Origin of the sequence: Streptomyces sp. NPDC091376, assembly GCF_044757085.1 — a bacterium.
Lineage (GTDB): Bacteria > Actinomycetota > Actinomycetes > Streptomycetales > Streptomycetaceae > Streptomyces > Streptomyces pratisoli.
This window is the reverse complement of record NZ_JBIVUF010000003.1, coordinates 334,409-360,031: the sequence shown is the minus strand read 5'-3', so window position 1 is coordinate 360,031 and position 25,623 is coordinate 334,409. Positions and strand designations below refer to the sequence as shown.

Sequence of the window (25,623 nt, the reverse complement as noted above, 5' to 3'; positions counted from 1 at the left end):
GCGACGTCACATGTGACGGATGTCTGACGGACACCCGCGGCCCCTGGATTCCGGCGGTCGCGGGTGCTCGAATCGACATGTGAAGGATCCCACCACCCCACCGGACCCGGCCCCGGCCCCGGACGCGGCCCCGGCCCTGGCCCCGGACTCCGAGGGCACGCCCGTCGGACGGCGCCTCGTGCTCGGCGTGCTCGGCCTCGGCGCCGCCGGAGTCGCCACCGCGCCGTACCTCCAGCGCGGCCTCGAAGGCTTCCTCGGCGCGGTCGCCGACAAGGACCCCACCAAGCTCACCGGCCTGCTCCCCAACGGCGGCGGCTTCCGCTACTACTCGGTCGCCGCGTCCGTGCCCCGCAGGACCGCGGCGGACTACCGTCTCACCGTGGACGGACTGGTCGAGCGGCCCGGGTCGTACACCCTGGACGCGCTGCGCGCGCTGCCGCAGACCCGTGTCGTGCGCGACGTCCAGTGCGTCACCGGCTGGCGCGTCCCCGGCACCGCGTTCGAGGGGGTGACCCTGTCGGCCCTGCTGGACGCCGCCGGGGTACGGCCGGAAGCCCGGGCCATCCGGTTCACCTGCTTCGACGGCACGTACAGCGAGAGCCTCACCCTCGACCAGGCACGCCGCTCCGACGTCCTGGTCTGTCTGCGGATGCAGGACGAGCCGCTCAGCCACGCGCACGGCGGCCCGGTGCGGCTCTATGTCGCGCCCATGTACTTCTACAAGTCCGCGAAGTGGCTCTCCGGGATCTCCCTGACCCGTGAAGTGCGGCCCGGGTACTGGGAGGAGCGAGGTTATGACGTCGACGCCTGGGTCGGCCGGTCGAACGGCCGCGACGACACCCCGACCGTCTGAACGGCCCGCCCGCGTACGGCGCTTCAGCCGCGCCGAGCGCTGGGTGCACCGCACCACCGCGGCCCTGATGCTGCTGTGCGTGGTGACCGCGGCCTGTCTGTACGTACCCGACCTCGCCGAAATCGTCGGCCGCCGCTACCTCGTGGTGACCCTGCACCAGTGGTCGGGCCTGCTGCTGCCCGTGCCGTTCCTGCTCGGGCTGGCCTCGCGTCCGTTCCGCAAGGACCTGCGCCGGCTGAACCGCTTCGGGCCGCACGACCGCCGGTGGCTGCGGGCCGTGCGGCGCCGGGACCGCGCGCCCGGGGCCCGGCCGGCGGGGAAGTTCAACGCCGGGCAGAAGCTCTACGCCGGCTGGATCGCGGGCGCCGTGCTGGTGATGCTCGGCACCGGGCTGCTGATGTGGTTCACGCATCTCGCCCCGCTGGTGTGGCGTACCGGAGCGACGTTCGTGCACGACTGGCTCGCGCTCACCATCGGGATCGTCCTGATCGGCCACATCAGGATGGCGCTCGCCGACCCGGAGGCACGCCGTGGCATGCGCACCGGGTCGGTCGAGCGCCCATGGGCCCGGCGGGAGCACCCGCTGTGGGACCCGGATGAGGACTGACCGTGCGGCGACCGGCCGCTACAGGACCAGGGACAGCAGCAGTACGCAGACGATGCCGACCACCGAGATGATGGTCTCCATCACCGACCAGGTCTTGACGGTCTGGCCGACGCTCATCCCGAAGTACTCCTTCACCAGCCAGAATCCGGCGTCGTTGACGTGGCTGAAGAAGAGCGAACCGGCACCGATCGCCAGCACCAGCAGCGCGGTCTCGGCCGTGCCCATGCCGGCGGCGAGCGGGGCGACCAGACCGGCCGCGGAGATGGTCGCGACGGTCGCGGAGCCGGTGGCCAGCCGGATCGCTACCGCGATCAGCCAGGCCAGCAGCAGGGTCGGGATGGCCCAGCTCTTGGAGATGTCCATGATCATCTGACCGACGCCGATGTCGATCAGCGTGGTCTTGAAGCCGCCGCCGGCGCCGACGATGAGCAGCACGCCCGCGATCGGGGCGAGCGACTTCTCGACGGTGGTGGCGATCCGGTCCTTGGTGAAACCGGCGGCGCGGCCCAGCGTGAACATGCCGACGATCACGGCCGTGAGCAGCGCGATCAGCGGGGAGCCGATGACCGCGGTGACCCGCTGCAGCGGGTTCTCGGGGTTGTCGACGACGATCTCGACCAGCGCGTGGGACATCATCAGGACGACCGGCAGCAGGACGGTGGAGACGGTGGCGGCGAAGCTCGGACGCTTCTCCAGGTCCTCCGTCGCCCGCTGCGGGATCATGCCGCCGGGCGCCTCGATGTCCACCCAGCGGGCGGCGTACTTGGAGAACACCGGACCGGCGATGATCACGGTGGGTATCGCCACGACGAGGCCCAGCGCCAGGGTGACGCCCAGGTTCGCGCCGATGGCGTCGATCGCCACCAGCGGGCCGGGGTGCGGCGGGATGAGGCCGTGCATCACGGACAGGCCGGCGAGGGCGGGGATGCCGATCCGCATCAGCGAGTAGTTGCCCCGCTTGGCGACCATCAGGACGACCGGGATCAGCAGGACGATGCCGACCTCGAAGAAGAGCGGCAGTCCGATGATCGAGGCGATGAGGACCATCGCCCAGGGCATGGACCGTCCGCTCGCCTTGGCGAGGATCGTGTCCACGATCTCGTCGGCGCCCCCGGAGTCCGCGAGCAGCTTGCCGAGTATCGCGCCGAGCGCGATGAGCACGCCGACGCCCGCGACGGTGGTGCCGAGCCCCGTCGTGAACGACACGATGGTCTTGGCCAGCGGAGCACCGGCGAAGGCGCCCAGCGCCAGCGAGCCGATCGTCAGCGCCAGAAAGGCGTGGAGCTTGAACCTGGTGATGAGCACGACGATGACGGCGATGCCGGCGAGGACGGCTATGCCGAGCTGTGCGTTGCCCGCCGAGGTGATCGGTTCGGTGGCGTCCGCTGCCAGCATCTCGACGCTGAGACGGGTCACGGTGATTCCTTAGCTTTCTGCGCTGTCGAGCCGGCGCAGTGCGGCGACGGCTCGCTCGGTGATTTCTTCGGGGGAGCCGGACACGTCGACGGAGACGCCGGCCTCGTCCTCCTGCAGCGGCTGCAGGGTGGCGAACTGCGAGTCGAGCAGCGCCGTGGGCATGAAGTGGCCCTTGCGCTCGGCCATGCGCCGCTCGATCAGCGCGCGGTCGCCGGTCAGATGCAGGAACACGGCGTCCGGGGCGGCGGCCCGCAGCCGGTCCCGGTAGGCGCGCTTCAGCGCGGAGCTGCTGACGACACCGCCGAGCCCGGCCCGGCCGTGTGCCCATTCCCCTATGGCGTCCAGCCAGGGCCAGCGGTCCGAGTCGTCCAGCGGGATGCCGGCGGACATCTTGGCGATGTTCTCCGCGGGATGGAAGTCGTCGCCCTCGGCGTAGGGAACGCCCAGTGCGTCGGCGAGCAGGGGACCGATCGTGGTCTTGCCGGTTCCTGACACGCCCATCACCACAACGACGTGGGGAGTGCTCATTGGTGCCTCGCTGTCTTCGTCGGCGCCGGACCGGGCATCGGTCCGACGTCGAGCCGTCGCGCTACTGAAACCTATTAGGTACGACGTATTCAAGAGTCCGAGACATAAACGTCATACTTTTTCTTCCCGAACGTTGCCCCGTACCCTTGCCCCATGACCACAGAGGGCCACGGGCTGCACACACATGTCCTCGACAGCCTCGGCCTGGAGATCACCGCAGGCGAGTACCCGCCGGGCAGCGTGTTGCGCACCGACGAACTGGCCCAGCGCTTCGACGTCTCACGCACCGTCGTCCGTGAGGTGATCCGCGTCCTGGAGTCGATGCACCTCGTCGAGTCCCGGCGCCGCGTCGGGGTGACCGTGCGCCCCACCGAGGAGTGGAACGTCTACGACCCGCGCGTCATCCGCTGGCGGCTGGCCGGCGCGGACCGCCCGCGCCAACTGCGGTCCTTGACCGTGCTCCGCTCCGCGATCGAGCCCGTCGCCGCCGGGCTCGCCGCCCGCCACGCCACGGCCGAGCAGTGCGCCGCCCTCACCGAATGCGCGCTCGGCATGGTCGCCACCTCCCGCGGCCACCAGCTGGAGGGCTATCTGAAGCACGACGTCGCCTTCCACCGGATCGTGCTCAACGCCTCCGGCAACGAGATGTTCGCCCGGCTCGGCGATGTCGTCGCCGAGGTCCTCGCCGGCCGTACGCACCACCAGGTGATGTTCGAGGACCCGGACCCGGCCGCCGTCACCCTGCATGTGCAGGTCGCCGAAGCCGTTCGCGAAGGCGATGCGGACCGGGCGGAGCGGCTGACCAGAGAGATCGCCGTCGGGGCCCTGCAGGAGCTGGACGTACTCGCCCCCTGAGGATCATGACATCCTTGCTTCACCTTGTCGTAACCTCTGAAATACCTCAGATTTGTGTCTGAGTGAGGTTCGCCACTGCCAAAATCCCAGGGTTGCCGTGACTATGTCCTTTCGGGCCTTCTGCGCCCCCAAGGCCGGCCGCGGCGACTGTCCTCCCCCCGCGGAAGGCCGCCGGCAATCCGGCCGGGTACCGCACATCCCCTCACGAAGGCGAACCCTCCATGAGTGACCGCACCATGACTGCGGCCGATACGCCCGTAGCCGGACCTCCGGCCACCGGCACCCCCCACGTAGACGCCGGTGACGCCGGGTACCGCAAGGACCTGAAGTCGCGGCACATCAACATGATCGCCATCGGCGGCGCCATCGGTACGGGCCTCTTCCTCGGAGCGGGTGGCCGGATGGCCAACGCCGGTCCGTCGCTCTTCATCGCGTACGCCGTCTGCGGCGTCTTCGCCTTCTTCGTCGTGCGCGCGCTCGGTGAGCTGGTCCTCTACCGGCCCTCCTCCGGCGCCTTCGTCTCCTACGCCCGTGAGTTCATGGGCGAGAAGGGCGCCTACACGGCAGGCTGGCTGTACTTCCTGAACTGGTCGACGACCGCCATCGCCGACATCACCGCGGCCGCGACCTACGCCCACTTCTGGGCCATGTTCAGCGACATACCGCAGTGGGTGCTCGCCCTCATCGCCCTCGCCGTGGTCCTCACCGCCAACCTGATCTCGGTGAAGTACTTCGGCGAGATGGAGTTCTGGTTCGCGATCATCAAGGTCGCCGCGCTGGTGATCTTCATGCTCGTCGGCATCTTCCTCGTCGTCACCCAGCACGAAGTCGGCGGCCACACCCCGGGCCTGTCCACGATCACGGACAACGGCGGCGTCTTCCCGGTGGGCGTCATGCCGATGCTGCTGCTCATCCAGGGCGTCGTTTTCGCCTACGCCTCCGTCGAGCTGTGCGGCGTCGCCGCCGGCGAGACCGAGAACCCCGAGAAGATCATGCCGAAGGCGATCAACTCGATCATGTGGCGGGTCGGCCTCTTCTACGTCGGCTCCGTGGTGCTGCTCGCGCTGCTGCTGCCGTACACGGCCTACTCCGGCGACGAGAGCCCCTTCGTCACGCTCTTCGACAAGCTCGGCATCCCCGGCGCCGCGGGCGTGATGAACCTCGTCGTGCTCACCGCCGCCCTCTCCAGCCTCAACTCCGGCCTCTACTCGACCGGCCGCATCCTGCGCTCCATGTCGATGTCCGGCTCCGCGCCCAAGTTCACCGGCGTCATGAACAAGGGCGGCGTGCCCTACGGCGGCATCCTGCTCACCGCGGGCTTCGGCGTCCTCGGCGTCGTCCTGAACTACGTGATGCCCGGCGAGGCCTTCGAACTGGTGCTGAACTTCGCCTCCATCGGCATCATCGGCACCTGGGGCATGATCATGGTCTGCTCGCTGCTGTTCTGGTACCGCTCCAAGGACGGCCGCGTCACCCGCCCGGGCTACCAACTCCCGTGGGCCCCGTGGACCCAGATCACCACGCTGGTGTTCCTCGCCTCCGTCCTCGTCCTCATGTGGATGGACGACGGCATCAGCCGCACCACCGTCAACTGCCTGCCGCTGATCGCGCTCGCCCTCGTCGGCGGCTGGTTCGTGGTCCGCAAGCGGGTCCGCACCCTCGCCACCGAGCGCCAGGACGCCTGACACCCGTCGCTCCCGCACCACGACGAGGCCCCCCGCCGGGAAGATCCGGCGGGGGGCCTCGCCCATATCGCCCGCCACGGGCATGGTGGTGCCGTACACATGCGGTGCACACCTGTCCCGAGGAAGGGAAGAACTGCGATGGCGCAGCAGGTCCAGGGGGTCGTCGCCCCCGGCAGGAACGAGCCCGTCCAGGTCGTGGAGATCACCGTCCCCGACCCGGGACCCGGTGAGGCCCTGGTGAGGATCCAGGCGTGCGGGGTCTGTCACACCGACCTCCACTACAAGCAGGGCGGCATCAGCGACGACTTCCCGTTCCTCCTCGGGCACGAGGCCGCCGGCATCGTGGAGTCCGTCGGCGCCGACGTCACCGATGTCGCCCCGGGCGACTTCGTGATCCTCAACTGGCGTGCGGTCTGCGGGCGCTGCCGGGCCTGCCGGCGCGGCCGGCCCTGGTACTGCTTCGACACCCACAACGCCCGCCAGAAGATGACCCTGGCCGGCTCCGGGGCCGAGCTGTCCCCGGCCCTCGGCATCGGCGCCTTCGCCGAGAAGACCCTGGTGGCCGCCGGCCAGTGCACCAAGGTCGACCCGGCCGTCTCCCCGGCCGTGGCCGGCCTGCTCGGCTGCGGCGTCATGGCTGGCATCGGCGCCGCGGTCAACACGGGAGAGGTCGGCCGCGGGGACTCCGTCGCCGTCATCGGCTGCGGCGGAGTCGGCGACGGGGCGATCGTCGGCGCCCGGCTCGCCGGAGCGGCCCGGATCATCGCCGTCGACGTCGACGACCGCAAGCTGGAGACCGCCCGCACCATGGGCGCCACCCACACGGTCAACTCCCGTTCCACCGACCCCGTCGAGGCGATCCGCGAGCTCACCGGCGGCTTCGGCGCCGACGTCGTCATCGAGGCCGTCGGCCGGCCCGAGACGTACGAGCAGGCCTTCTACGCCCGCGACCTGGCCGGCACGGTGGTCCTCGTCGGCGTCCCGACCCCCGACATGAAGCTGGAACTCCCGCTGCTCGACGTCTTCGGCCGCGGCGGCGCGCTCAAGTCGTCCTGGTACGGCGACTGTCTGCCGTCCCGCGACTTCCCCATGCTCATCGACCTCCACCAGCAGGGCCGGATCGACCTCGGCGCCTTCGTCACGGAGACGATCGGCCTCGCCGACGTCGAGAAGGCCTTCGCCCGGATGCACGAGGGCGACGTCCTGCGCTCGGTGGTGCTGCTGTGACCGCTCCCGGTCACCAGGCCGAGAGCCGCAGCCGGCTCTCGAAGCGGCACTCCCGCCCGCTCACCGGATCGGTGAACTCCAGGCTCCGGGCGAGCAACTGCAGCGGCCGGCCGTAGTCCGTACCGCGCACGAGCTCGTCCTCCATGACCACCGGATACAGCGGGTCGTCGAGGATCGGCAGCCCCAGGCCGTTCATGTGCACCCGCAGCTGATGGGTACGGCCGGTGGCCGGCAGCAGCCGGTACCGGCCGAGCCCGTCCCGGTGCTCCAGCAACTCGACACGGCTCTCGCTGTTCGGCTCGCCCGCCGTCTCCCGGGCCGCCTGCACCCCGCGCTCCTTCTCGATCCTGCTGCGCACGGTCACGGGCAGGACGACCGCCGGGTCGTACGGCGCCACCGCCTCGTACTCCTTGCGCACCCGCCGGTCGCGGAACAGCGTCTGGTACGCGCCACGGTCCCGCGGCCGTACGACGAACAGCGCGAGCCCCGCCGTCAGCCGGTCCAGCCGGTGCGCGGGCTGCAGCTCCGGCAGTCCCAGATCATGCCGCAGCCGGGCCAGCGCGGTCTCCGTGATGTGCCGGCCGCGCGGAGTCGTCGCCAGGAAGTGCGGCTTGTCGGCGACCACCACCCGCTCGTCGCGATACACGATCCCGACCTCGAACGGCACCCGCTCCTCGGCCACGAGATCCCGGTGGAACCAGAGGTGGCGCCCGGCGTCGTACGCCTCCCCGGCGGCCACCGGCCGCCCGTCCGCCCCGACGAACCGGCCCTCCCGCAGCATCGCCTCGACGCGCTCGGCCCCGACCGCGCCGCCGAAGCGTGCGACGAGATGGTCCCCCACGGTCGCCCAGGCACCTTCCGGGTCCGCGGGCAGCCGCACCCGCACGGGATCGATCCCGTCACGCTGGGGGAGCGGCGCCACGAGCGCCGCCACCCGCCGTCTGCGTCCCACGGCTGCTCCCGCACTCATTCGTGGACAAACAAAAAACCCCAGCTCAGCTGGGGTTCTCTGGTGGTGTCCGAGGGGGGACTTGAACCCCCACGCCCGATAAAGGGCACTAGCACCTCAAGCTAGCGCGTCTGCCATTCCGCCACCCGGACCAGGTGTCTGTCTTCCGGCCCTGGGCCGTTCCGACGAGGAAAACCATAGCAAACATTCGGAGGTGCTCGATCACGCCCCCGCTCCCGCAGGCAGCCGCCCGGCCCCGGCTGTGACGGGCATGTGTCGGTGTGCGACTGCCCTTGGGGTGCGGCTCCCGGCGCGGGAGGATGTGGGTGACCACCAGAGCGACAGCGGGAGGAAACAGCGTGAGCGAGACGGACACCGTCCGGAAGATCTCCGGCGAGGACGAGGTCGTCGACCTCTGTCGCGATCTGATCCGGATCGACACCAGCAACTACGGCGACCACTCGGGACCCGGGGAGCGGGCGGCCGCCGAGTACGTGGCCGAGAAGCTCGCCGAGGTCGGTCTGGAGCCGAAGATCATCGAGTCGCACCCGGGCAGGGCCTCCACCGTGGCGCGCATCGCGGGCGAGGACCCCTCCCGCCCGGCGCTGCTGATCCACGGCCACACCGACGTCGTGCCGGCCAACGCCGACGACTGGACCCACCACCCCTTCTCCGGGGAGATCGCCGACGGCTGCGTCTGGGGCCGTGGCGCCGTGGACATGAAGGACATGGACGCGATGACGCTCGCCGTCGTCCGTGACCGGCTGCGCAGCGGCCGCAAGCCGCCGCGCGACGTGGTGCTGGCGTTCCTCGCGGACGAGGAGGCGGGCGGTACCTACGGGGCCCGGCACCTCGTCGACAAGCACCCGGACCTCTTCGAGGGGGTCACGGAGGCGATCGGCGAGGTCGGCGGCTTCTCCTTCACCGTCAACGAGAACCTGCGGCTCTATCTCGTCGAGACGGCCCAGAAGGGCATGCACTGGATGCGCCTCACCGTCGAGGGCACCGCAGGACACGGCTCGATGACCAACAACGACAACGCGATCACCGAGCTCTGCGAGGCCGTCGGCCGGCTCGGCCGCCACACCTGGCCGGTACGGGTGACGAAGACCGTACGGTCCTTCCTGGACGAGCTGTCCGACGCGCTCGGCACGCCGCTCGACCCGGAGGACATGGAGGCGACCCTGGCCAAGCTCGGCGGCATCGCCAAGATGGTCGGCGCGACGCTCCGCAACTCCGCGGCGCCGACCATGCTCGGCGCCGGCTACAAGGTGAACGTGATCCCGGGACAGGCCACCGCACACGTCGACGGACGCTTCCTGCCGGGCTACGAGGAGGAGTTCCTCGCCGACCTCGACCGGCTGCTCGGGCCCCGGGTGAAGCGCGAGGACGTCCACGCCGACAAGGCGCTGGAGACGAGCTTCGACGGCGATCTGGTGGACGCCATGCAGTCGGCGCTCCGCGCCGAGGACCCGATCGCGCGGGCCGTGCCGTACATGCTGTCCGGCGGCACCGACGCCAAGTCCTTCGACGACCTCGGCATCCGCTGCTTCGGCTTCGCTCCGCTGAAGCTGCCGCCCGAGCTGGACTTCGCCGGCATGTTCCACGGCGTGGACGAGCGCGTCCCGGTGGACGGTCTGCAGTTCGGCGTTCGCGTGCTGGACCGTTTCCTCGACGCGAGCTGAGGACGCCAACATTCGTCCGCACGTGCGTATTTGACTGAAAAGAGTGAATGGGCTCATACGCTAGTAGCCCCAATAGGTCCTCCTCGTTACAGGTGTGCGGTCCGCGGTTGGGATCGCATTGCCAACAAGGAGGAATAATGATCAAGAAGGTCGTCGCTGCTGCGGCTGCCACCGGTGGTCTGGTTCTCGCGGGTGCGGGGATGGCCGTCGCCGACTCGGGTGCTCAGGGTGCCGCCGTGCAGTCCCCGGGCGTGCTGTCGGGCAATGTCATCCAGGCGCCGATCCACGTGCCGGTGAACGTCTGTGGCAACACGGTCTCCGTGATCGGGCTGCTGAACCCCGCCTTCGGCAACGTCTGCGTCAACGACTGACGTCGAGTCTTGCCCTGTGAGGGATTGATCCCGGCGGCCCCGGAGTGCGCGCCATGCACTCCGGGGCCGTCCCCATTCCACCCCCTGGCGAGGCGCCCGGGGGTATTCCGGAAGTCAGAAGGCAGGAAGTAGCTATGCGACAGGTCACTCGTAAGGGCCTGATCACCGTGGCGGCCGCGGGCGGCGTACTCGTCCTCAGCGGCGGCTACGCCCAGGCGCACGGTGGCGCGGGCGCCCATGGGAGCGCCTCGGATTCCCCGGGTGTGCTCTCCGGGAATTCGATCCAGGTTCCGGTGCACGTCCCGGTCAATGTCTGCGGCAATACCGTGAACGTCGTCGGACTGCTGAACCCCGCGTTCGGAAACGACTGCGCCAATACGTCGCAGAACGGTGGCGGCGCCCACGCCGAGGGTTCCACGTCGAACTCTCCCGGCGTCGCCTCCGGCAACACCGTCCAGGTGCCCGTCGAGGTGCCGGTGAACGCCTGCGGCAACACCGTGACGGTCGGCGGCCTCGGCAACGGCGCACTCGGCAACGACTGCACCAACGGGCCGGACGACAACGACCCGGGTGAGCCCTCGGAGCCCGGCGAACCGGGAGAGCCCGGCGAACCGGGCGAGCCGGGAGAGCCGAACGAACCGGGGGAGCCTGGTGAACCGAGTGAGCCCGGTGAGCCGGGAACGCCGGTCGAGCCCTCGACCCCGAACACGCCGGGTACCAGCACCGTCACCCCGCCCCAGGGCACCGAGGAACTCGCGCAGACCGGTGCCGGCCCGCTCGGGACCGTGCTCCCGGCGGCCGGTGGACTGCTGCTCGGCGGAATGCTCCTCTACCGCAAGGCCCGCGCCCGCGCCTGAGCGTGAGTGTGCGGTGACGCGACGGAGCGGGCCCGCGACCGCGGGCCTGCTCCGTCCTTCGTGGGGCGGTCACTCACCATGTGGCGCGCGCCTGACGGATGATGCGACGGCGCAACCGCACCCTGCGGCTGCCGTCGCGACGCAGAGTGAGCCTGTCCAACTCCCAGTGCCCGTACTCGGCGTGCTCGGTCAGCAGTCGGGTCGCCTCCTTGCGGGAGACACCGCGAGGGACGTACACATCGACAAATTCGTATTCCGGCATCGCATCTATTGTGCGGGCACAGCCCGAGTACGGATAGCGTCTGCACTATGTCTGATGCATCCGCTCCTGCGCAGCCCACGGCTGCCGAGGTTCGCGCCGCCGCCGAGGCGGTCAAAGCCGCGCTGGACCGTCACCTCGAAGCGGTCGAACGCCGCACGGGAGAGGACGACCCGGCGGTGTACGCGGCGTTCAACGCCCTTGCCGCCGCGGCCGAGGCGTACGACGAGCGGCTCTACGACCGCTACGACGAGGTCACTCCGTTCGAGATCCCCGGAGCGGACGACTCGATGCCGCCGTACACGGGACCGGACGAGCCGAACGCTCTGAGTGTCCTCATTCGCCGCGACTACGCGGTCGTGGAGCCGCAGCGGCTGCTCGCGCAGGCGCAGCGCATTGCGGATCTGGACCGCGACGAGACCGCGGACGAGGTGTCGGGGGCGGTCGTCGGGGCGAGCGTGCACGCCGCGCTCGGCGTGCTCTTCGGTGAGTTCGAACCGGACGAGATCGCCTCCCGGCACAAGGAGTTCGGCCTCGAGGAGGGCGACTCGACGCTGTGGGTCGCCGCCGCGGACGAGCCCTCCGAGCCGGGCGAATGGCTGGCCACCCCCTTCGACCAGGCCGACCCGGAGCGCGTCGTGTGCCGCTTCGACGTCAGTTCGGTGTTCGACGAAGACGACGTGGAAGAGGACCTGGACGACCTGAACACGGCGGACCGTTAGCCGATCGGGCGAGAGCGGATCAGAGGAGAGGACCGGGGTCCGTGCCCCGGTCCTCTTCTCGCGTTCTCCCTTGATTCCCTGATCCCTCGATCCCAGGTGCGCTGATCCCGGTGCGCTGTTCCCTGGCGCGCTGCGGGACCGCGCCCCTGCCCGTCAGCGTCCCGGCGCGAGAAGGCCGCTCAGCAGCGGGCACAGCCGGGTCGTGCGGTGCTGCGACGGAATCTCGGCGACGGCGCGCGGCAGAGCCTGGTCGACGCCGTGGACCACGGAGAGATGCCGCTCACCGCGGCCGAACGCGGTGTAGACCCAGGGCCGGCTCAGGCCCTGCGCCGCGTCGCCCGGCAGCACCACGACCACCGCCGGCCAGCGCATCCCGGCCGCCTGGTGCGCGGTCAGCGCCCAGCCGTGCCGCACCGACGACTCGACCTGCTCCCTCGCCACCACGACGGGCGCGCCCTCGCAGTCGAGCCGCAGGCCCTCCTCGTCGGCGGAGACCACCGTGCCGGCCAGGACCCGGCCCGGCGCCGGGGTGTAGGCGATCCGGTCGGCCTCGTCGAAGCCGCCGAAACGGCCGGGTCCCGGGTTGAGCCGCTGCTTGAGCGCGGCGTTCAGCGCCCGTGTGCCCGCGGAACCGCCATGGCCGACCGTGATCACCTGCGTCTCGGACGCGGGCACCCCGATCGCCCGTGGCACCGAGTCCGCGACCAGCTGGACCGTGCGGTGCACGGCCTCGCCCGCGTCCCGCACCGGAACGATCACGACCTCCTTGCCCGGCGCGTCCACCTGGGCCAGCTCACCGATGCCGATCCCGGAGACCAGCTCGCCGAGCGGTCCGGGATCGGGCGTACGGGACGCGACCTGCGGGCACACCCGGGCGGCCAGCACATCGGCGAACACCCGTCCCGCGCCCGCCGACCACAGCACACCGGGGTCGCCGCTCAGCACCAGCCGGCATCCGTCCGGGAGGGACTCCACGAGCATCGCGGCGGTCTCGACGTCCAACTGAGGCGCGTCGAGCACCGCGAGCAGATCCAGGGCCAGCGTGCCGTCCCCGTCCCGGCCGGGACCCTGCGCACCCGTGAGCAGCCCCTGCACCGTGACCGCGTCGGCGCCCAGCCTCCGCCGGCCGTTCTCGCCGTGGGCCGCGGCCACCGCGCGCAGACCGAGGGAGCGGGCCGCCTCGACCAGGGCGGCCGGCTCGGCGCGGGCCGCCTCGCCGCCCGTGTGCACGACGAGGCCGTGCGCGGCGGCGGCGCGGATCAGCTCGGCCGCCGACGGTGAGCCCGCGGCCGCCGCGGCGCCCTCCCAGGCCGCCGGCCGGCCGGCGGCCGCGTCCGTCCCGTCCGCCTGGACGGTCTTGACCAGCCGGGCAAGACCGTCCGCGAGACTCTCCTCCGCGAGCGCGTACCGGTCGAGGCCGAGCAGGACCGGAACCGGCTCCGCCGCCTCGGCGCCGGGCCCGCCCTCGCTCTCCTGTGTCGCCTCCGCGTCCTCCCGCGTCTGTGCCGGCTCCTCGGCGCCGTCCTGGAAGACCAGCACCGCACCTTCGGCGATCGCCTCCTGCAGCGCCTCGTCCGGCTCGGGCACGGAGCGCGCGGCGAGCGCGCTGCGCACGGACGCGGACTCCAGCGCGGTGTGGCCCTGCAGCGCGGCGCGCTCCAGCAGCCAGGTCACCAGCGCAGTGGCCCGCCGTGCGTCTCCGGGGCCGCACTCCGGTCCCAGCAGGGCCCGCGCGAATCCGTCCGCCTGCTCCGGCTGCACTCCGGGCACGGCCAGCAGGCGCCAGGGATCCTCCCGAAGCGCCTCCGCGGCCTGCTCCCCGAGCACCCCGGCGACCCGCGTGGCGAGTTCCTCCGGCGCACCGCCCGACACGAGCACCTCCAGCACGGCCGCCACGGCCCCCGGATCGGCCGGCTGCGGGCCGCGCCCCGGCTCCGGCACGCGCGGCCGCTCCGGCGCGGGCACGGACGACGGCGCCGGGCGCCGAGGGGCGGTCGGCGCCTCGAAGAACGCGGTCCCCGGCTTCTCCCCGCTCTCCACGGCCCGCACCGCCGCCAGCAGATCGGCCGCCGTACCGCTCAGCTTCGCCCCGGCCTCGACCGGTCCGCCCTTCTCGGCCTTCCGCTTCTCGATCCGCTCCCTGAGATCGCGCTGCGCGGCCAACTCCGCCTGCGCCTCGGACACCGCGGCCGCGTCGGACTGCGCCGTGCCCGCCTCGGCCGAGTCCGTCGTGTCGGCCCCGGCCTCGCCCCCTGCTTCGGCCTCCCCGGCCGCCTCGGGCGCGTCCGCTCCCGGCTCACCCTGCTGACCGGCCTGGCCGGGCCCGCGGCCCGGCGTCTCGGGTGCGTCGAGGGCGGAGCCCTCCGTCTCCGGGGTGCCGGGGGTCGCCCCGGGAAGCGCAGTCACAGCGTGCTCCAGTCCTGATCGGGATAGCGGTGCACGGGCGCCGACACATCGTCGAGCGCCTGGCAGATCTCGTCAGGAAGACTAAGACCCTCCACTGACAACGCCGCCGTGAGCTGCTGTGCGTTGCGCGCGCCGACGATCGGGGCCACCACCCCCGGGCGGTCGCGGACCCAGGCGAGCGCGACCTCCAGCGGAGTCGTCGCCAGTCCGTCCGCGGCCGTGACGACCGCGTCCACGATCCGGCTCGCCGCCTCGTCCAGATACGGCTCGACGAAGGCGGCCAGCTGCTCCGAGCCCCCGCGCGAGTCGGCCGGCGTCGCGTGCCGGTACTTGCCGGTGAGCACCCCGCGCCCCAACGGAGATGACGGAAGCAGGCCGATCCCCAGGTCCAGCGCCGCGGGCAGCACTTCCCGCTCGACGCCGCGCTGCAGCAGCGAGTACTCCATCTGTGTGCCGGCCAGGCGGGTCCGTATGTCCGGGGCACCGAGCTGCCAGGTCGCCGCCTTCGCGAGCTGCCAGCCGCAGAAGCCCGACACCCCCGCGTATCGCGCACGGCCGCTGCTCACCGCCGCGTCGAGAGCCTTCAGGGTCTCCTCCAGCGGGGTGTGCGGATCGAAGCCGTGGATCTGCCACAGATCCACATGGTCCGTGCCGAGCCGCTCCAGCGACGCGTCGAGGGCAGCCAGCAGATGACCGCGCGAGCCGTCGAACCGCCGGGACGGATCGAGCACGCTGCCCGCCTTCGTGGCGATGACCAGATCGCGTCTCGGCACGAGCCGCTCCACGAGCTGCCCGAGCAGATACTCCGCCTCCCCGCCGCCGTACACGTCCGCCGTGTCGACCAGCGTGCCGCCCGCGTCCCAGAAGGCCTTCAACTGGTCGGCGGCGTCGTGCTCGCCGGTGTCCCGCCCCCACGTCAGGGTGCCGAGCCCGATCCGGGACACACGAAGGCCGGTACGGCCGAGATGCCTCTGCTCCATGGGCGCGAGATTACTGGCCACGGCCCCACCCGGAGCGACCCTGTGGACAACTCGCCCCTGACGGATCGGGCACAGCCGCGCTAAAGTCCCGCGACAAGGACGTTACTCATCGGTAAGAGGAGCGGTTATGCGGCTCGGCATCAATCTCGGCTACTGGGGCGCGGGGATGGACAGCGACAATCTCGCCGTCGCCCAGGAGGCGGACCGCCTCGGCTACGACGTCTGCTGGGCCGCCGAGGCCTACGGCTCCGACGCCCCGACCGTCCTCGCCTGGGTCGCCGCCCAGACCGAGAGCATCGACGTCGGCTCGGCGATCCTCCAGATCCCCGCCCGCCAGCCCGCGATGACGGCGATGACCGCCGCCACCCTCGACTCGCTCTCCGGCGGGCGCTTCCGCCTCGGCCTCGGCGTCTCGGGGCCGCAGGTCTCCGAGGGCTGGTACGGCGTCACGTTCGACAAGCCCCTCTCCCGCACCCGTGAGTACGTCGAGATCGTCCGCAGGGCGATGACCCGCGAGCGGCTGTCCTACGAGGGCGAGCACTGGACCCTTCCGCTGCCCGGCGGCCCCGGCAAGCCCATCAAGCTGACCGTCCACCCGCAGCGCGAGCACATCCCGCTGTACATCGCCGCCATCGGCCCCAAGAACCTGGAGCAGACCGGCGAGATCGCCGACGGCGCCCTGCTGATCTTCCCCTCCGCCGACCATCTGGAGGAGACCGCGATCCGCCACCTCCGCGCGGGCCGTGAGAAGGCCGGGAAGACCATGGACGGCTTCGACGTGTGCCCGACCGTGCCGCTCGCCGTGGGCGACGACGTCAAGGGCCTCGCCGACATGTTCCGCCCGTACACCGCGCTGTACGTCGGCGGCATGGGCAGCCGCAAGCAGAACTTCTACAACCAGCTCGCCCGGCGCATGGGCTACGAGCAGGAAGCCGTGGAGATCCAGGACAAGTACCTGTCCGGCGACAAGGAGGGCGCCGCCGCGGCCGTACCGCACGAGCTGATCGACTCCACGACGCTGCTCGGTTCCGTCGACCGGATCGCGGACCGGATGCAGGCGTACGCGGCGGCGGGGGTCACGACCCTCACACTCGCCCCGGCCGGCTTCACGCTCGACGAGCGCCTCGCGGCCCTGCGGGCCGGCACCGAGGCCCTGGAGCGCTCCGGGCTGGCGTGACCGGGGCCGCGGGCCCCGGGCATACCTGCGGCCGTGGTGGGGGCTCGGGGTCATCCCCGCCACGGCCGTCACGACACCTAACGCGCCACCCCTGCCCTCGGTAACGCCCGCGGGCGAGGGTGTCCCGACCGGACTCCCCGGGGGGCGCGAAAAGCCCTCGCGCTCCTCCTTTTGGCGGAGTTGTCCCGCCCACCTGTTGCCGGTCGGCCCCGTCCGCATTTGACTTTTTCTTTGCGGACGTTCGACGGAGGTGGCAGATGCTCTCGGCCCGGAGTCTTTTCCAGGAGATCCTCGACAACGACGATTCCTACCAGCTCTTCTGCTCGATCGCGGCCAGTGGCGAGGCCCAGGGCGGCTGGGAGAACGGCCGTATCGCCGCCCTCGTCCCCGACAGCATGCGCGACCTCGCCCCGAAGATCACCCGGCACGGCGCCGACGAGGACAAGCACGGCCGGATCTTCAACGGCCTGCTGAAGAAGCGCGGACTCGACCCGGTCGACGTACCGCCCGGGACCGACTACACGATGCTGCTGGAACAGCGGGGCATCGGACTCGCCCACGAGAAGCTCCGCCGTGACGAGCGGCTCACCGAGAAGGACATCGTCGTCTACCTCTCGCACAGTCGCGTCACCGAGCAGCGCGCCGCCGACCAGATGGACATGCTGGTGAGGTTCTTCGGGGACCACCCCGAGGTCGGCAAGGCCATCAAGCAAATCTGTGCCGACGAGGACAACCACCTGGCCTACTGCCACGAGGAGTTGCTCCGCCTCGCCTACGCCGGCCACGGCCGCGCCATCCACACCACCCTGCGCGAGTGCGCCCTCACCGAGATCGCGATCTACCGCGACGTCAGCCTCGCCGTCATGTCCCACATGGGCAGGATCCTCAAGTGGCCGAGGCCCAAGTCCGCCGCGCTCGCCGCCGGCATCCACGCCATGTACGCCCTGGAGCGCGCGGGCGGCTGGCGGCGCATGGTCTCCCTCAAGATGCCGGAGCGGCGCGACGCTCTGGGAGGCCCCGCGACCACGGCACCCGCCTTCTAGCCTCCGGTCACCCCGGCTCCAGCCTCCGGTCACCGGCGCCGCGGCCCCACCTCCGCTACAGCCAGCCGCGGCGCTTGAACAGCCGGAACAGCCCGAACACCACCGAGGCCATCAGCAGGATCACCGCCGGGTACCCCCACCCGAACCGCAACTCGGGCATGTGGTCGAAGTTCATGCCGTAGATCCCCGCCACCAGCGTCGGCACGGCGGCCATCGCCGCCCACGCCGAGATCTTGCGCATGTCGTCGTTCTGACGCACGCCCACCTGCGCCAGATGCGCGGACAGAACGTCCGAAAGCAGCCGGTCCAGCCCGTCCACCTGTTCGTTGGCGCGGGTCAGATGGTCGTTGACGTCCCGGAAGAACAGCTGCGAGTGCTCGTCCACGAACGGCACCGACGCACTCGCGAGCCGGGTCATCGGCGCCACCAGCGGCCCGGTCGCCCGACGGAACTCCAGGACCTGCCGCTTGAAGTTGTAGATCTTGGAAGCCGTGTTCCGGGGATCGCCGCCCATCGGCTCGAAGACGGCCTCCTCCGTCTCCTCCAGATCCTCCTGGAGCTCGCCCGCGACCTCGATGTAGTGGTCGACGACGGTGTCGCACACGGCGTACAGGACGGCCGTCGGGCCGTGCCGGAGCACGTGCGGTTCGGCCTCCAGCCGCTGCCGCACCGCGCGCAGCGGCTGACCCTCCCCGTGCCGGACCGTCACCACGAAGCAGTTGCCGACGAACAGCATCAGCTCGTCGGCGCTGACGGTGTCGGTCTCCGCCTCGTACGAGACGGGCTTGAGGACCATGAACAGCGAGTCGTCGTACACCTCCAGCTTGGGCCGCTGATGGGCCTTGAGCGCGTCCTCCACCGCCAGCGGGTGCAGACCGAACTCGCTGCTGACGCGGTCGAACTCCTGCTCGCTCGGCTCGTACAGACCGATCCACAGAAACGCGTTCTTGGCCGCGCGGGCCTCCGCGAGCGCGTCGGAGAGATCGTCGGGGCCCTCGGTCCGACGGCCCTCCCGGTAGATGGCGCAGTCCACGATCACGGCGCGCATTCTTCCCTGCTCCCGTCCCGCCCGCACCTCGGCCCGCGAACGGTCCCCGGCGTGCCCGGCCCGCACGGTCGTTCCGCCGGACACCCCCTAGGCTGGCCGGCATGGCCACGTTGATCCTCGTACGCCACGGTCGCTCCACCGCCAACACCGCGGGGCTGCTCGCGGGCTGGACACCCGGGGTCGCCCTCGACGACCGCGGCACCGCGCAGGCCGCCGCGCTGCCCGGAAGGCTGGCCGGGCTGGAACTCGCCGCCGCCGTCACCAGCCCGCTGCAGCGCTGCCTGGAGACCCTGCAGCCGCTCCTCGACGCACGGCCCGGACTGCCGCTGCACACCGACGAGCGGATCGGCGAGTGCCACTACGGCGAATGGTCCGGCCGCAAACTCGCCGAACTCGCCGACGAACCGCTGATGGAGGTCGTCCAGCGCCACCCCTCCGCGGCGGCCTTCCCCGGCGGCGAGTCGATGCGGGCCATGCAGGCACGCGCCGTCGACGCCGTACGCGACTGGAACGCCCGCGTCGAGCGGGAGCACGGCGAGGACGCCGCCTATCTGATGTGCTCGCACGGAGACATCATCAAGTCCCTCGTGGCCGACGCCCTCGGGATGCACCTCGACCTCTTCCAGCGCATCCACGTCGAACCGTGCTCGGTGACCGCGATCCGCTACACCCGGCTGCGGCCCTTCCTTCTCCGGCTCGGCGACACCGGCGACCTGGGGGCGCTCAGGCCCCGCGCGAGTGCCACCGAGCCGCCCGAGGGCGGCCCCGACGGGGCGGCGGTGGTCGGTGGCGGCGCGGGAGCACCGTGATCGCTCCGCGCAGTAGGGTGGACGGGCCGAACCCGGAAACCGGCGCTCAACTCTGAAGATCCTCTGATTTCCAAGGGAGACAGGACGTGTCCCGTCAGGTATTCCTGTACGACCCGCCGGAGCGCTTCGTGGCCGGTACGGTCGGGCTGCCTGGACGTCGTACGTTCTTCCTGCAGGCCGCCGCAGGGGGGCGGGTGACGAGCGTCGCCCTGGAGAAGACGCAGGTGGCCGCGCTCGCCGAGCGGATCGACGAACTGCTGGACGAGGTCGTGCGGCGCACCGGCGGCAACGCCCCCGTCCCTGCCGTCGCCCCCACCGACATCGCCGACACCGCTCCGCTCGACGCCCCGGTCGAGGAGGAGTTCCGGGTCGGCACGATGGCGCTGGCCTGGGACGGCGAGGAACAGCGCATGATCGTCGAGGCGCAGGCACTGGTCGAGCTGGACGCGGACTCCGAGGAGGACCTGGCCGAGGCCGAGGAACGGCTGTTGCAGGACGAGGAGAACGGTCCGCCGATGCTGCGCGTCCGGCTGACCGGCGCGCAGGCGAGGGCCTTCGCCAAGCGCGCGCTCGATGTCGTGAACGCGGGACGGCCGCCGTGCCCGCTGTGCAGCCTGCCGCTCGACCCGGAGGGACACGTATGCCCGCGCCAGAACGGATACCGCCGCGGAGCGTGACCGCGCTCGACCCGGTGCTCGACCTGCTCTCCAACGGCGAGCTCACGGTGCGCGGCCGTATCGGCGAGGCGTCGAACGCGGTGCTGTACTGCTCCGTCTCGCTCGACGGCCAGGAAGCGCACTGCGTCTACAAGCCCGTCGCCGGTGAGCGTCCGCTGTGGGACTTCCCCGACGGCACACTGGCTCAGCGGGAAGTCGCCGCGTACGAACTGTCCGAGGCGACCGGATGGGGACTCGTCCCGCCGACCGTGCTCCGCGACGGCCCCTACGGCGAGGGCATGTGCCAGCTGTGGATCGAGGCCGACCCCGCGCAGGGACTGCTCGCGCTCGTCGACGGCGAGGAACCGGAGGACGGCTGGAAGGCGGTCGGCTTCGCGGAGGTCGGGGAGGGCCGTACGGCGCTCCTGGTGCACGCCGACGATCCGCGGCTGCGCAGGCTCGCCGTGCTCGACGCGGTGATCAACAATGGTGACCGCAAGGGCGGTCACCTGCTCCCCGCGCCGGACGGGCGGCTGTACGCGATCGACCACGGTGTGACCTTCAACGCGGACGACAAGCTGCGGACGCTGCTGTGGGGATGGGCCGGGGAGTCCCTGACCGAGGAGGCCGTCACGGTCCTCGCGGCCCTCGACACGGCACTGGACGACGGTGCCCCGCTCGCCGTCCGGCTCGGGGAACTGATCACCGCCGAGGAAGTGGCCGCCGTACGGGCCCGGGTCCGTACCCTCCGCGAGACGGCCCGCCATCCCGTACCCTCCGGCGGCTGGCCCGCGATTCCCTGGCCGCCCGTATAGCCCGGCCGCTCGTACAGCCCGATTGCTCGTACAGTCCGGCCGCTCGTACAGCCCGTCCGTCCGTACGGCCCGTCCGTCCGTACGGCCCGCCCGCCGCCCGTACGGCCCTGCCGCCCGTACCCGTTCCGGCGGTGCCCATAGCTCCACGTCAGGCGCACGCGCAAGAGTGCGTGACAGGCCAAGAGAGGGCATCCGGTTCGTTTCCGGAAGGTGCGTCCGGTTACGCTCATGACATGCATGCCTGGCCCGCTTCTGAGGTCCCCGCCCTGCCCGGCACGGGCCGCGACCTCCGGATCCACGACACCGCGACCGGCGGCCTCGTCACCCTCGACCCCGGTCCCGTCGCCCGTATCTACGTCTGCGGAATCACCCCGTACGACGCGACCCACCTGGGTCACGCGGCGACCTACAACGCGTTCGACCTCGTTCAGCGCGTGTGGCTCGACACCAAGCGGCAGGTTCACTACGTCCAGAACGTCACCGACGTGGACGATCCGCTCCTCGAGCGGGCCGTCCGCGACGGACAGGACTGGACCGAACTCGCGGAACGCGAGACCGCCCTGTTCCGCGAGGACATGACCGCCCTGCGGATGCTGCCCCCGCAGCACTACATCGGCGCCGTCGAGGCCATACCGGGAATCGTTCCGCTCGTCGAGCGGCTGCGCGACGCCGGCGCCGCGTACGAACTCGACGGCGACGTCTACTTCTCCGTGGAGTCCGACCCGCACTTCGGCGAGGTGTCGAACTACGGCCCCGACCTGATGCGCGAGCTCTCCGCCGAGCGCGGCGGAGACCCCGACCGCCCCGGCAAGAAGAACCCGCTCGACCCGATGCTGTGGATGGCGGCCCGCGAGGGCGAACCGAGCTGGGACGGCGGCTCCCTGGGACGCGGCCGGCCAGGCTGGCACATCGAGTGCGTGGCCATCGCCCTCGACCACCTCGGCATGGGCTTCGACGTCCAGGGCGGCGGCTCCGATCTCGCCTTCCCGCACCACGAGATGGGCGCCTCGCACGCCCAGGCCCTCACCGGCGAGCACCCGTTCGCCAAGGCCTACGTGCACGCCGGCATGGTCGCCCTGAACGGCGAGAAGATGTCCAAGTCCAAGGGCAACCTCGTCTTCGTCTCCGCGCTGCGCCGCGACGGCGTCGACCCGGCCGCCATCCGGCTGGCGCTGCTCTCCCACCACTACCGTGCCGACTGGGAGTGGACCGACGAGGTCCTCCAGGAGGCCGTGGCACGCCTCGGACGCTGGCGCGCCGCCGTCTCCCGGCCTGACGGGCCGTCCGCGGACGCCCTCGTCGAGGAGATCCGCGAGGCACTCGCCGACGACCTCGACGCTCCCGCCGCGCTGGCCGCCGTCGACCGCTGGACCGAGCGCCAGCGGACCGAGGGCGGCACGGACGAGGGCGCGCCCGGTCTCGTGTCGCGGGCCGTGGACTCCCTGCTCGGCGTCGCCCTGTAGGCCCCGTTTCCGTCCCCGGGCTCCGCGCCCGGTACACCGAACCGCCCCTGGACTCACTCGGCGAGTCCAGGGGCGGTTCCGTTTTGTCCTTGGCTAGATGCTTGTTTCTGCGCTAAACACGCGCCATGCAATCACCAATACGCATGAGAGCGGTGGTCGCCGGGCTGCTGCTCGGTCTCCTCACGGTGTTCGCAGGACCGGGCGGCGCCCATGCCGAGCCGGTCCCCACCACTGTCGGGGACGTCACCGGCTTCACCGCCCAAGGACCCGTCTACCGGCTGACGGCAGGCCAGGCCGAGGCCCGCGTCAGCTTCGTCTCCCCGGAGACCTTCCGGATCGAACTCGCCCCGGACGGCGGTTTCACCGACCCGACCGGGAGCGACATCGTGCTTCCGCAGGGCAAGCCGCCCGCCACCCGCTGGAAGGACCGCGGCGACCGCTACGAACTCAGCACGTCGAAGGTGACGTTGCGCGCCTACAAGTCACCGCTGCGATTCGCCCTCCACCGCGCCGACGGCACCCTGCTCTGGGCCGAGACCAAGGGCCTGACCTGGACCGGGGACAGGACGACCCAGACCCTCGCACGAGGCGCCGAAGAACAGTTCTACGGCGCCGGCATGCAGAACGGCCGGGGCAACACCTCGCACCGCGGCAAGACCGTCGAGGTCGGCGTCGACTACAACTGGAACGACGGCGGCCAGCCCAACTCCGTGCCGTTCTACCTCTCCTCGGCCGGTTACGGCGTCTACCGCAACACCTACGCCCCCAACACCTACGTCTTCGGCGAGCCGGTGACCACCACCGCCCAGGAACAGCGTTTCGACGCCTACTATTTCGCGGGCCCCGGTGCCAAGGACGTGATCGGGCAGTACACGTACCTCACGGGCAAGCCCTTCATGCCACCCGTCTACGGCCTGGAGATCGGCGACGCCGACTGCTACCTCCACAACGCCAACCGCGGCGAACGCCACACCCTCGACGCGCTGAAGGTCGCCGACGGCTACGTCGAGCACGACATGCCCAACGGCTGGATGCTCGTCAACGACGGCTACGGCTGCGGCTACGAGAACCTCGCCGAGACCGCCCAGGGCCTCCAGCAGCGCAAGATGCAGCTCGGCCTTTGGACCGAGGACGGCCTCGACAAGCTCGCCGACCAGGTCAAGGCCGGCCAGCGGGTCGCCAAGCTCGACGTCGCCTGGGTCGGCGCGGGCTACAAGTTCGCCCTGGACGGCTGCAAGGACGCCTACGCAGGCATCGAGGCCAACAGCACGGCCCGCGGCTTCACCTGGGCCCCCGAGAGCTGGTCGGGCGCCCAGCGCTGCGGCGTCCAGTGGTCCGGCGACCAGGCCGGCAGCTGGGAGTACATCCGCTGGCAGATCCCGACGTACGCGGGCGCGTCGATGTCCGGACTCGCCTACACCACCGGGGACGTCGACGGAATCTTCGGCGGCAGCCCCCAGACCTACACCCGCGACCTGCAGTGGAAGATGTTCCTCCCGGTCACCATGACCATGGACGGCTGGGCCGCCAGCGACAAGCAGCCCTTCCGCTACGGCGAGCCGTACACCTCGATCAACCGCGACTACCTCAAGCTCCACGAGTCGCTGCTGCCGTACATCTACTCGCACGCACACGAGGCGACGAAGACCGGCGTCGGCCTCGCCCGCCCGCTCGTCCTGGAGTACCCGGACGATCCGAAGGCCGCGACGGACGCCGCCAAGTACGAGTTCCTGAGCGGTGAGGACTTCCTCGTCGCACCCGTCTACCAGAACGCCGCCGAGCGCGACGGCATCTACCTGCCGAAGGGCACGTGGATCGACTACTGGAGCGGACGCACGTACGAGGGCCCGGCCACGGTCGACGACTACAGCGCACCGCTGGACACCCTCCCGCTGTTCGTCCGGGCCGGCGCCACCGTCCCGATGTGGCCCGGCGGGATCCGCTCGTACGCCGACCGCGGCGCCGGCTCCCCGCTCGCCTGGGACATCTACCCGCAGGGGTCGTCGTCGTTCACGCTCTACGAGGACGACGGCGTGACGCGCGAGCACCGCTCGGGGAAGTACGCCACCCAGCGAGCCGACGTCGACGCGCCGAAGCGTGGCGCGGGGGACGTGACCGTACGGATCGGCGCGAGCCGTGGCACGTTCAACGGCAAGAGTCACGCGCGACCGTACAACTTCACCGTTCACACGGCGGATTCACCGAGCTCGGTCGAGCTGAACGGCCGTGATCTGCCGAGGCTGAGCGGCAGGGCGGCCTTCGAGGCGGCCGGACAGGGCTGGTGGTACGACCGCGACGACCGCGGAGGCGTCGTGAAGGTGAAGACCGCGGCGCTGCCCACCGACCGTGGCTTCGAGCTCGAACTGGAGGACACCGCGGCGGTCGGCGGAGCCGTCCCCGGCTCCGCGGCCGTCGTCGCCGCCCCGGCCGGCCAGGAACTGGCCGCCGGCGCGCCGGGCAAGGTCGCCGTCGATGTCACCGCGGGCGCCCGTGACGCCACGGGTGTCTCGGTCTCGCTGGACGCCCCGGCGGGCTGGCAGGTGACGCCGGCGGCGACGGTGGACCGCATCCCCGCGGGGACGACCAGGCGGGTCGAGGTCGCCGTCACCCCCGCCCGGGACGCCGAGCCCGGCGAGACGACGCTCACCGCAACCGCCCGCTACCGGGCGGCCGGTGAGCCACGCACCGCCGTGCAGCGGTTCGCGGCCGGGGTGATGCCCCCGCCGCCGTCCGGCGACGTCTGGGCGAGCGATCTGGTGTGGCTGACGTCCACCAACGGCTGGGGCCCACCCGAACGCGACCGCAGCAACGGGGAATCGGGCGCGAGCGACGGACGCACGCTCACCCTCGCCGGCCAGACCTACGAGAAGGGCATCGGGGCGCACGCCGACTCCGACATCGAGGTCTATCTCGGTGGCCGCTGCACCACGTTCACCGCGGACATCGGTATCGACGACGAGATCAACGGATACGGCGAAGTCGCGTTCTCCGTCGAGGCGGACGGCAAGGTGCTGTGGACCTCGCCGAAGGTCACCGGCGCCTCGGCTACCGTACCGGCCGAGGTCGACGTCACCGGGGCGCGGCACGTCCGTCTGAAGGTGACCGACACCAACGGCTCCAAGTCCGGCGACCACGCGGACTGGGCGGGCGCACGGTTCCGCTGCGGCTGACGCCCGCTCAGGGCCGGGCCGGACGGCGCAGGAGCGGGCCGG

General features: G+C 71.2%; 23 protein-coding genes and 1 tRNA gene. 16 read left to right on the top strand and 8 right to left on the bottom strand.

Features of this window, described 5'->3' with window-relative positions:
• Positions 1-187 precede the first annotated feature (187 nt).
• Both ACIQMR_RS09395 and ACIQMR_RS09390 read left to right on the top strand, forming a co-directional pair.
• Complete coding sequence (locus ACIQMR_RS09395; protein WP_401384924.1) at positions 188-853, top strand: molybdopterin-dependent oxidoreductase; 666 nt, start codon at positions 188-190, stop codon at positions 851-853.
• Positions 795-1,460, top strand: coding sequence for a cytochrome b/b6 domain-containing protein (locus tag ACIQMR_RS09390; protein WP_401384771.1), 666 nt, complete (start codon positions 795-797; stop codon positions 1,458-1,460). The genes ACIQMR_RS09395 and ACIQMR_RS09390 overlap by 59 nt, the downstream gene beginning before the upstream one ends.
• Positions 1,461-1,478: 18 nt before the next feature.
• On the opposite strand, the gene ACIQMR_RS09385 is transcribed toward ACIQMR_RS09390, so the two are convergent.
• Together ACIQMR_RS09385 and ACIQMR_RS09380 are read right to left on the bottom strand one after the other, a co-directional pair.
• Positions 1,479-2,876, bottom strand: coding sequence for a gluconate:H+ symporter (locus ACIQMR_RS09385; protein ID WP_401384768.1), 1,398 nt, complete (start codon positions 2,874-2,876; stop codon positions 1,479-1,481).
• Positions 2,877-2,885: 9 nt separating this feature from the next.
• A complete protein-coding gene (locus ACIQMR_RS09380) occupies positions 2,886-3,404 on the bottom strand; it encodes a gluconokinase (RefSeq protein ID WP_401384765.1) in 519 nt (172 codons plus the stop codon).
• Between the two features lie 153 nt (positions 3,405-3,557).
• Here ACIQMR_RS09380 and ACIQMR_RS09375 point away from each other — a divergent pair, with 153 nt between their 5' ends.
• The 3 genes from ACIQMR_RS09375 to ACIQMR_RS09365 all read left to right on the top strand — a co-directional run bounded on the left by ACIQMR_RS09375 (position 3,558) and on the right by ACIQMR_RS09365 (position 7,171).
• Positions 3,558-4,259 (top strand): FadR/GntR family transcriptional regulator, encoded by a 702-nt coding sequence (locus ACIQMR_RS09375; RefSeq protein WP_401384763.1) that lies wholly within the window; start codon positions 3,558-3,560, stop codon positions 4,257-4,259.
• Between the two features lie 221 nt (positions 4,260-4,480).
• A complete protein-coding gene (locus ACIQMR_RS09370) occupies positions 4,481-5,944 on the top strand; it encodes an amino acid permease (protein WP_401384762.1) in 1,464 nt (487 codons plus the stop codon).
• Positions 5,945-6,082: 138 nt separating this feature from the next.
• Positions 6,083-7,171 (top strand): S-(hydroxymethyl)mycothiol dehydrogenase, encoded by a 1,089-nt coding sequence (locus tag ACIQMR_RS09365; protein WP_401384759.1) that lies wholly within the window; start codon positions 6,083-6,085, stop codon positions 7,169-7,171.
• A gap of 10 nt (positions 7,172-7,181) precedes the next feature.
• Here ACIQMR_RS09365 and ACIQMR_RS09360 read toward each other — a convergent pair whose 3' ends face one another.
• Entirely contained in the window at positions 7,182-8,093 is a 912-nt protein-coding gene (locus ACIQMR_RS09360; protein WP_401384923.1) for a pseudouridine synthase, read from the bottom strand.
• Between the two features lie 91 nt (positions 8,094-8,184).
• Positions 8,185-8,272 (bottom strand) — tRNA-Leu (locus ACIQMR_RS09355).
• A gap of 207 nt (positions 8,273-8,479) precedes the next feature.
• On the opposite strand from ACIQMR_RS09355, the gene ACIQMR_RS09350 reads away from it, so the two are divergent.
• The 3 genes from ACIQMR_RS09350 (at position 8,480) to ACIQMR_RS09340 (ending at position 11,033) form a co-directional block, all read left to right on the top strand.
• Entirely contained in the window at positions 8,480-9,805 is a 1,326-nt protein-coding gene (locus tag ACIQMR_RS09350) for a M20/M25/M40 family metallo-hydrolase (protein WP_401384756.1), read from the top strand.
• A gap of 137 nt (positions 9,806-9,942) precedes the next feature.
• The gene (gene chpH, locus ACIQMR_RS09345; RefSeq protein ID WP_266375486.1) at positions 9,943-10,176 is read left to right on the top strand and encodes a chaplin ChpH; all 234 of its coding nucleotides are present in this window, start codon (positions 9,943-9,945) and stop codon (positions 10,174-10,176) included.
• 134 nt (positions 10,177-10,310) lie between these two features.
• Entirely contained in the window at positions 10,311-11,033 is a 723-nt protein-coding gene (locus ACIQMR_RS09340) for a chaplin (RefSeq protein WP_401384753.1), read from the top strand.
• Between the two features lie 73 nt (positions 11,034-11,106).
• Here the strand turns inward: ACIQMR_RS09340 and ACIQMR_RS09335 are convergent, their stop codons facing one another.
• Positions 11,107-11,295 (bottom strand): DUF5703 family protein, encoded by a 189-nt coding sequence (locus ACIQMR_RS09335; protein WP_266375488.1) that lies wholly within the window; start codon positions 11,293-11,295, stop codon positions 11,107-11,109.
• Between the two features lie 47 nt (positions 11,296-11,342).
• Here ACIQMR_RS09335 and ACIQMR_RS09330 point away from each other — a divergent pair, with 47 nt between their 5' ends.
• Positions 11,343-12,014: a hypothetical protein gene (locus ACIQMR_RS09330; protein WP_401384751.1), complete on the top strand. Its 672-nt coding sequence runs from the start codon at positions 11,343-11,345 to the stop codon at positions 12,012-12,014.
• Between the two features lie 153 nt (positions 12,015-12,167).
• On the opposite strand, the gene ACIQMR_RS09325 is transcribed toward ACIQMR_RS09330, so the two are convergent.
• Positions 12,168-14,420: a helix-hairpin-helix domain-containing protein gene (locus tag ACIQMR_RS09325; RefSeq protein WP_401384748.1), complete on the bottom strand. Its 2,253-nt coding sequence runs from the start codon at positions 14,418-14,420 to the stop codon at positions 12,168-12,170.
• The gene (locus ACIQMR_RS09320; RefSeq protein ID WP_401384745.1) at positions 14,417-15,400 is read right to left on the bottom strand and encodes an aldo/keto reductase; all 984 of its coding nucleotides are present in this window, start codon (positions 15,398-15,400) and stop codon (positions 14,417-14,419) included. The genes ACIQMR_RS09325 and ACIQMR_RS09320 overlap by 4 nt, the downstream gene beginning before the upstream one ends.
• Positions 15,401-15,527: 127 nt before the next feature.
• Here ACIQMR_RS09320 and ACIQMR_RS09315 point away from each other — a divergent pair, with 127 nt between their 5' ends.
• Positions 15,528-16,577, top strand: coding sequence for an LLM class F420-dependent oxidoreductase (locus tag ACIQMR_RS09315; protein WP_401384742.1), 1,050 nt, complete (start codon positions 15,528-15,530; stop codon positions 16,575-16,577).
• A gap of 257 nt (positions 16,578-16,834) precedes the next feature.
• A complete protein-coding gene (locus ACIQMR_RS09310) occupies positions 16,835-17,620 on the top strand; it encodes a ferritin-like domain-containing protein (RefSeq protein ID WP_401384740.1) in 786 nt (261 codons plus the stop codon).
• A gap of 55 nt (positions 17,621-17,675) precedes the next feature.
• Here the strand turns inward: ACIQMR_RS09310 and corA are convergent, their stop codons facing one another.
• Entirely contained in the window at positions 17,676-18,668 is a 993-nt protein-coding gene (gene corA, locus ACIQMR_RS09305) for a magnesium/cobalt transporter CorA (RefSeq protein ID WP_401384737.1), read from the bottom strand.
• A gap of 101 nt (positions 18,669-18,769) precedes the next feature.
• Here corA and ACIQMR_RS09300 point away from each other — a divergent pair, with 101 nt between their 5' ends.
• From ACIQMR_RS09300 to ACIQMR_RS09280, 5 genes are all read left to right on the top strand, one after another.
• Positions 18,770-19,477, top strand: coding sequence for a histidine phosphatase family protein (locus ACIQMR_RS09300; protein WP_401384735.1), 708 nt, complete (start codon positions 18,770-18,772; stop codon positions 19,475-19,477).
• Positions 19,478-19,563: 86 nt separating this feature from the next.
• On the top strand, positions 19,564-20,154 hold the full coding sequence (locus tag ACIQMR_RS09295) for a DUF3090 domain-containing protein (protein ID WP_266375504.1): 591 nt from the start codon (positions 19,564-19,566) through the stop codon (positions 20,152-20,154).
• A complete protein-coding gene (locus tag ACIQMR_RS09290; protein ID WP_401384731.1) occupies positions 20,118-20,948 on the top strand; it encodes an SCO1664 family protein in 831 nt (276 codons plus the stop codon). Before ACIQMR_RS09295 ends, ACIQMR_RS09290 begins: the two co-directional genes overlap by 37 nt.
• Positions 20,949-21,181: 233 nt before the next feature.
• Positions 21,182-22,411 (top strand): cysteine--1-D-myo-inosityl 2-amino-2-deoxy-alpha-D-glucopyranoside ligase, encoded by a 1,230-nt coding sequence (gene mshC / locus ACIQMR_RS09285; protein ID WP_401384727.1) that lies wholly within the window; start codon positions 21,182-21,184, stop codon positions 22,409-22,411.
• Between the two features lie 125 nt (positions 22,412-22,536).
• The gene (locus ACIQMR_RS09280; protein WP_401384724.1) at positions 22,537-25,581 is read left to right on the top strand and encodes an NPCBM/NEW2 domain-containing protein; all 3,045 of its coding nucleotides are present in this window, start codon (positions 22,537-22,539) and stop codon (positions 25,579-25,581) included.
• Positions 25,582-25,623 lie beyond the last annotated feature (42 nt).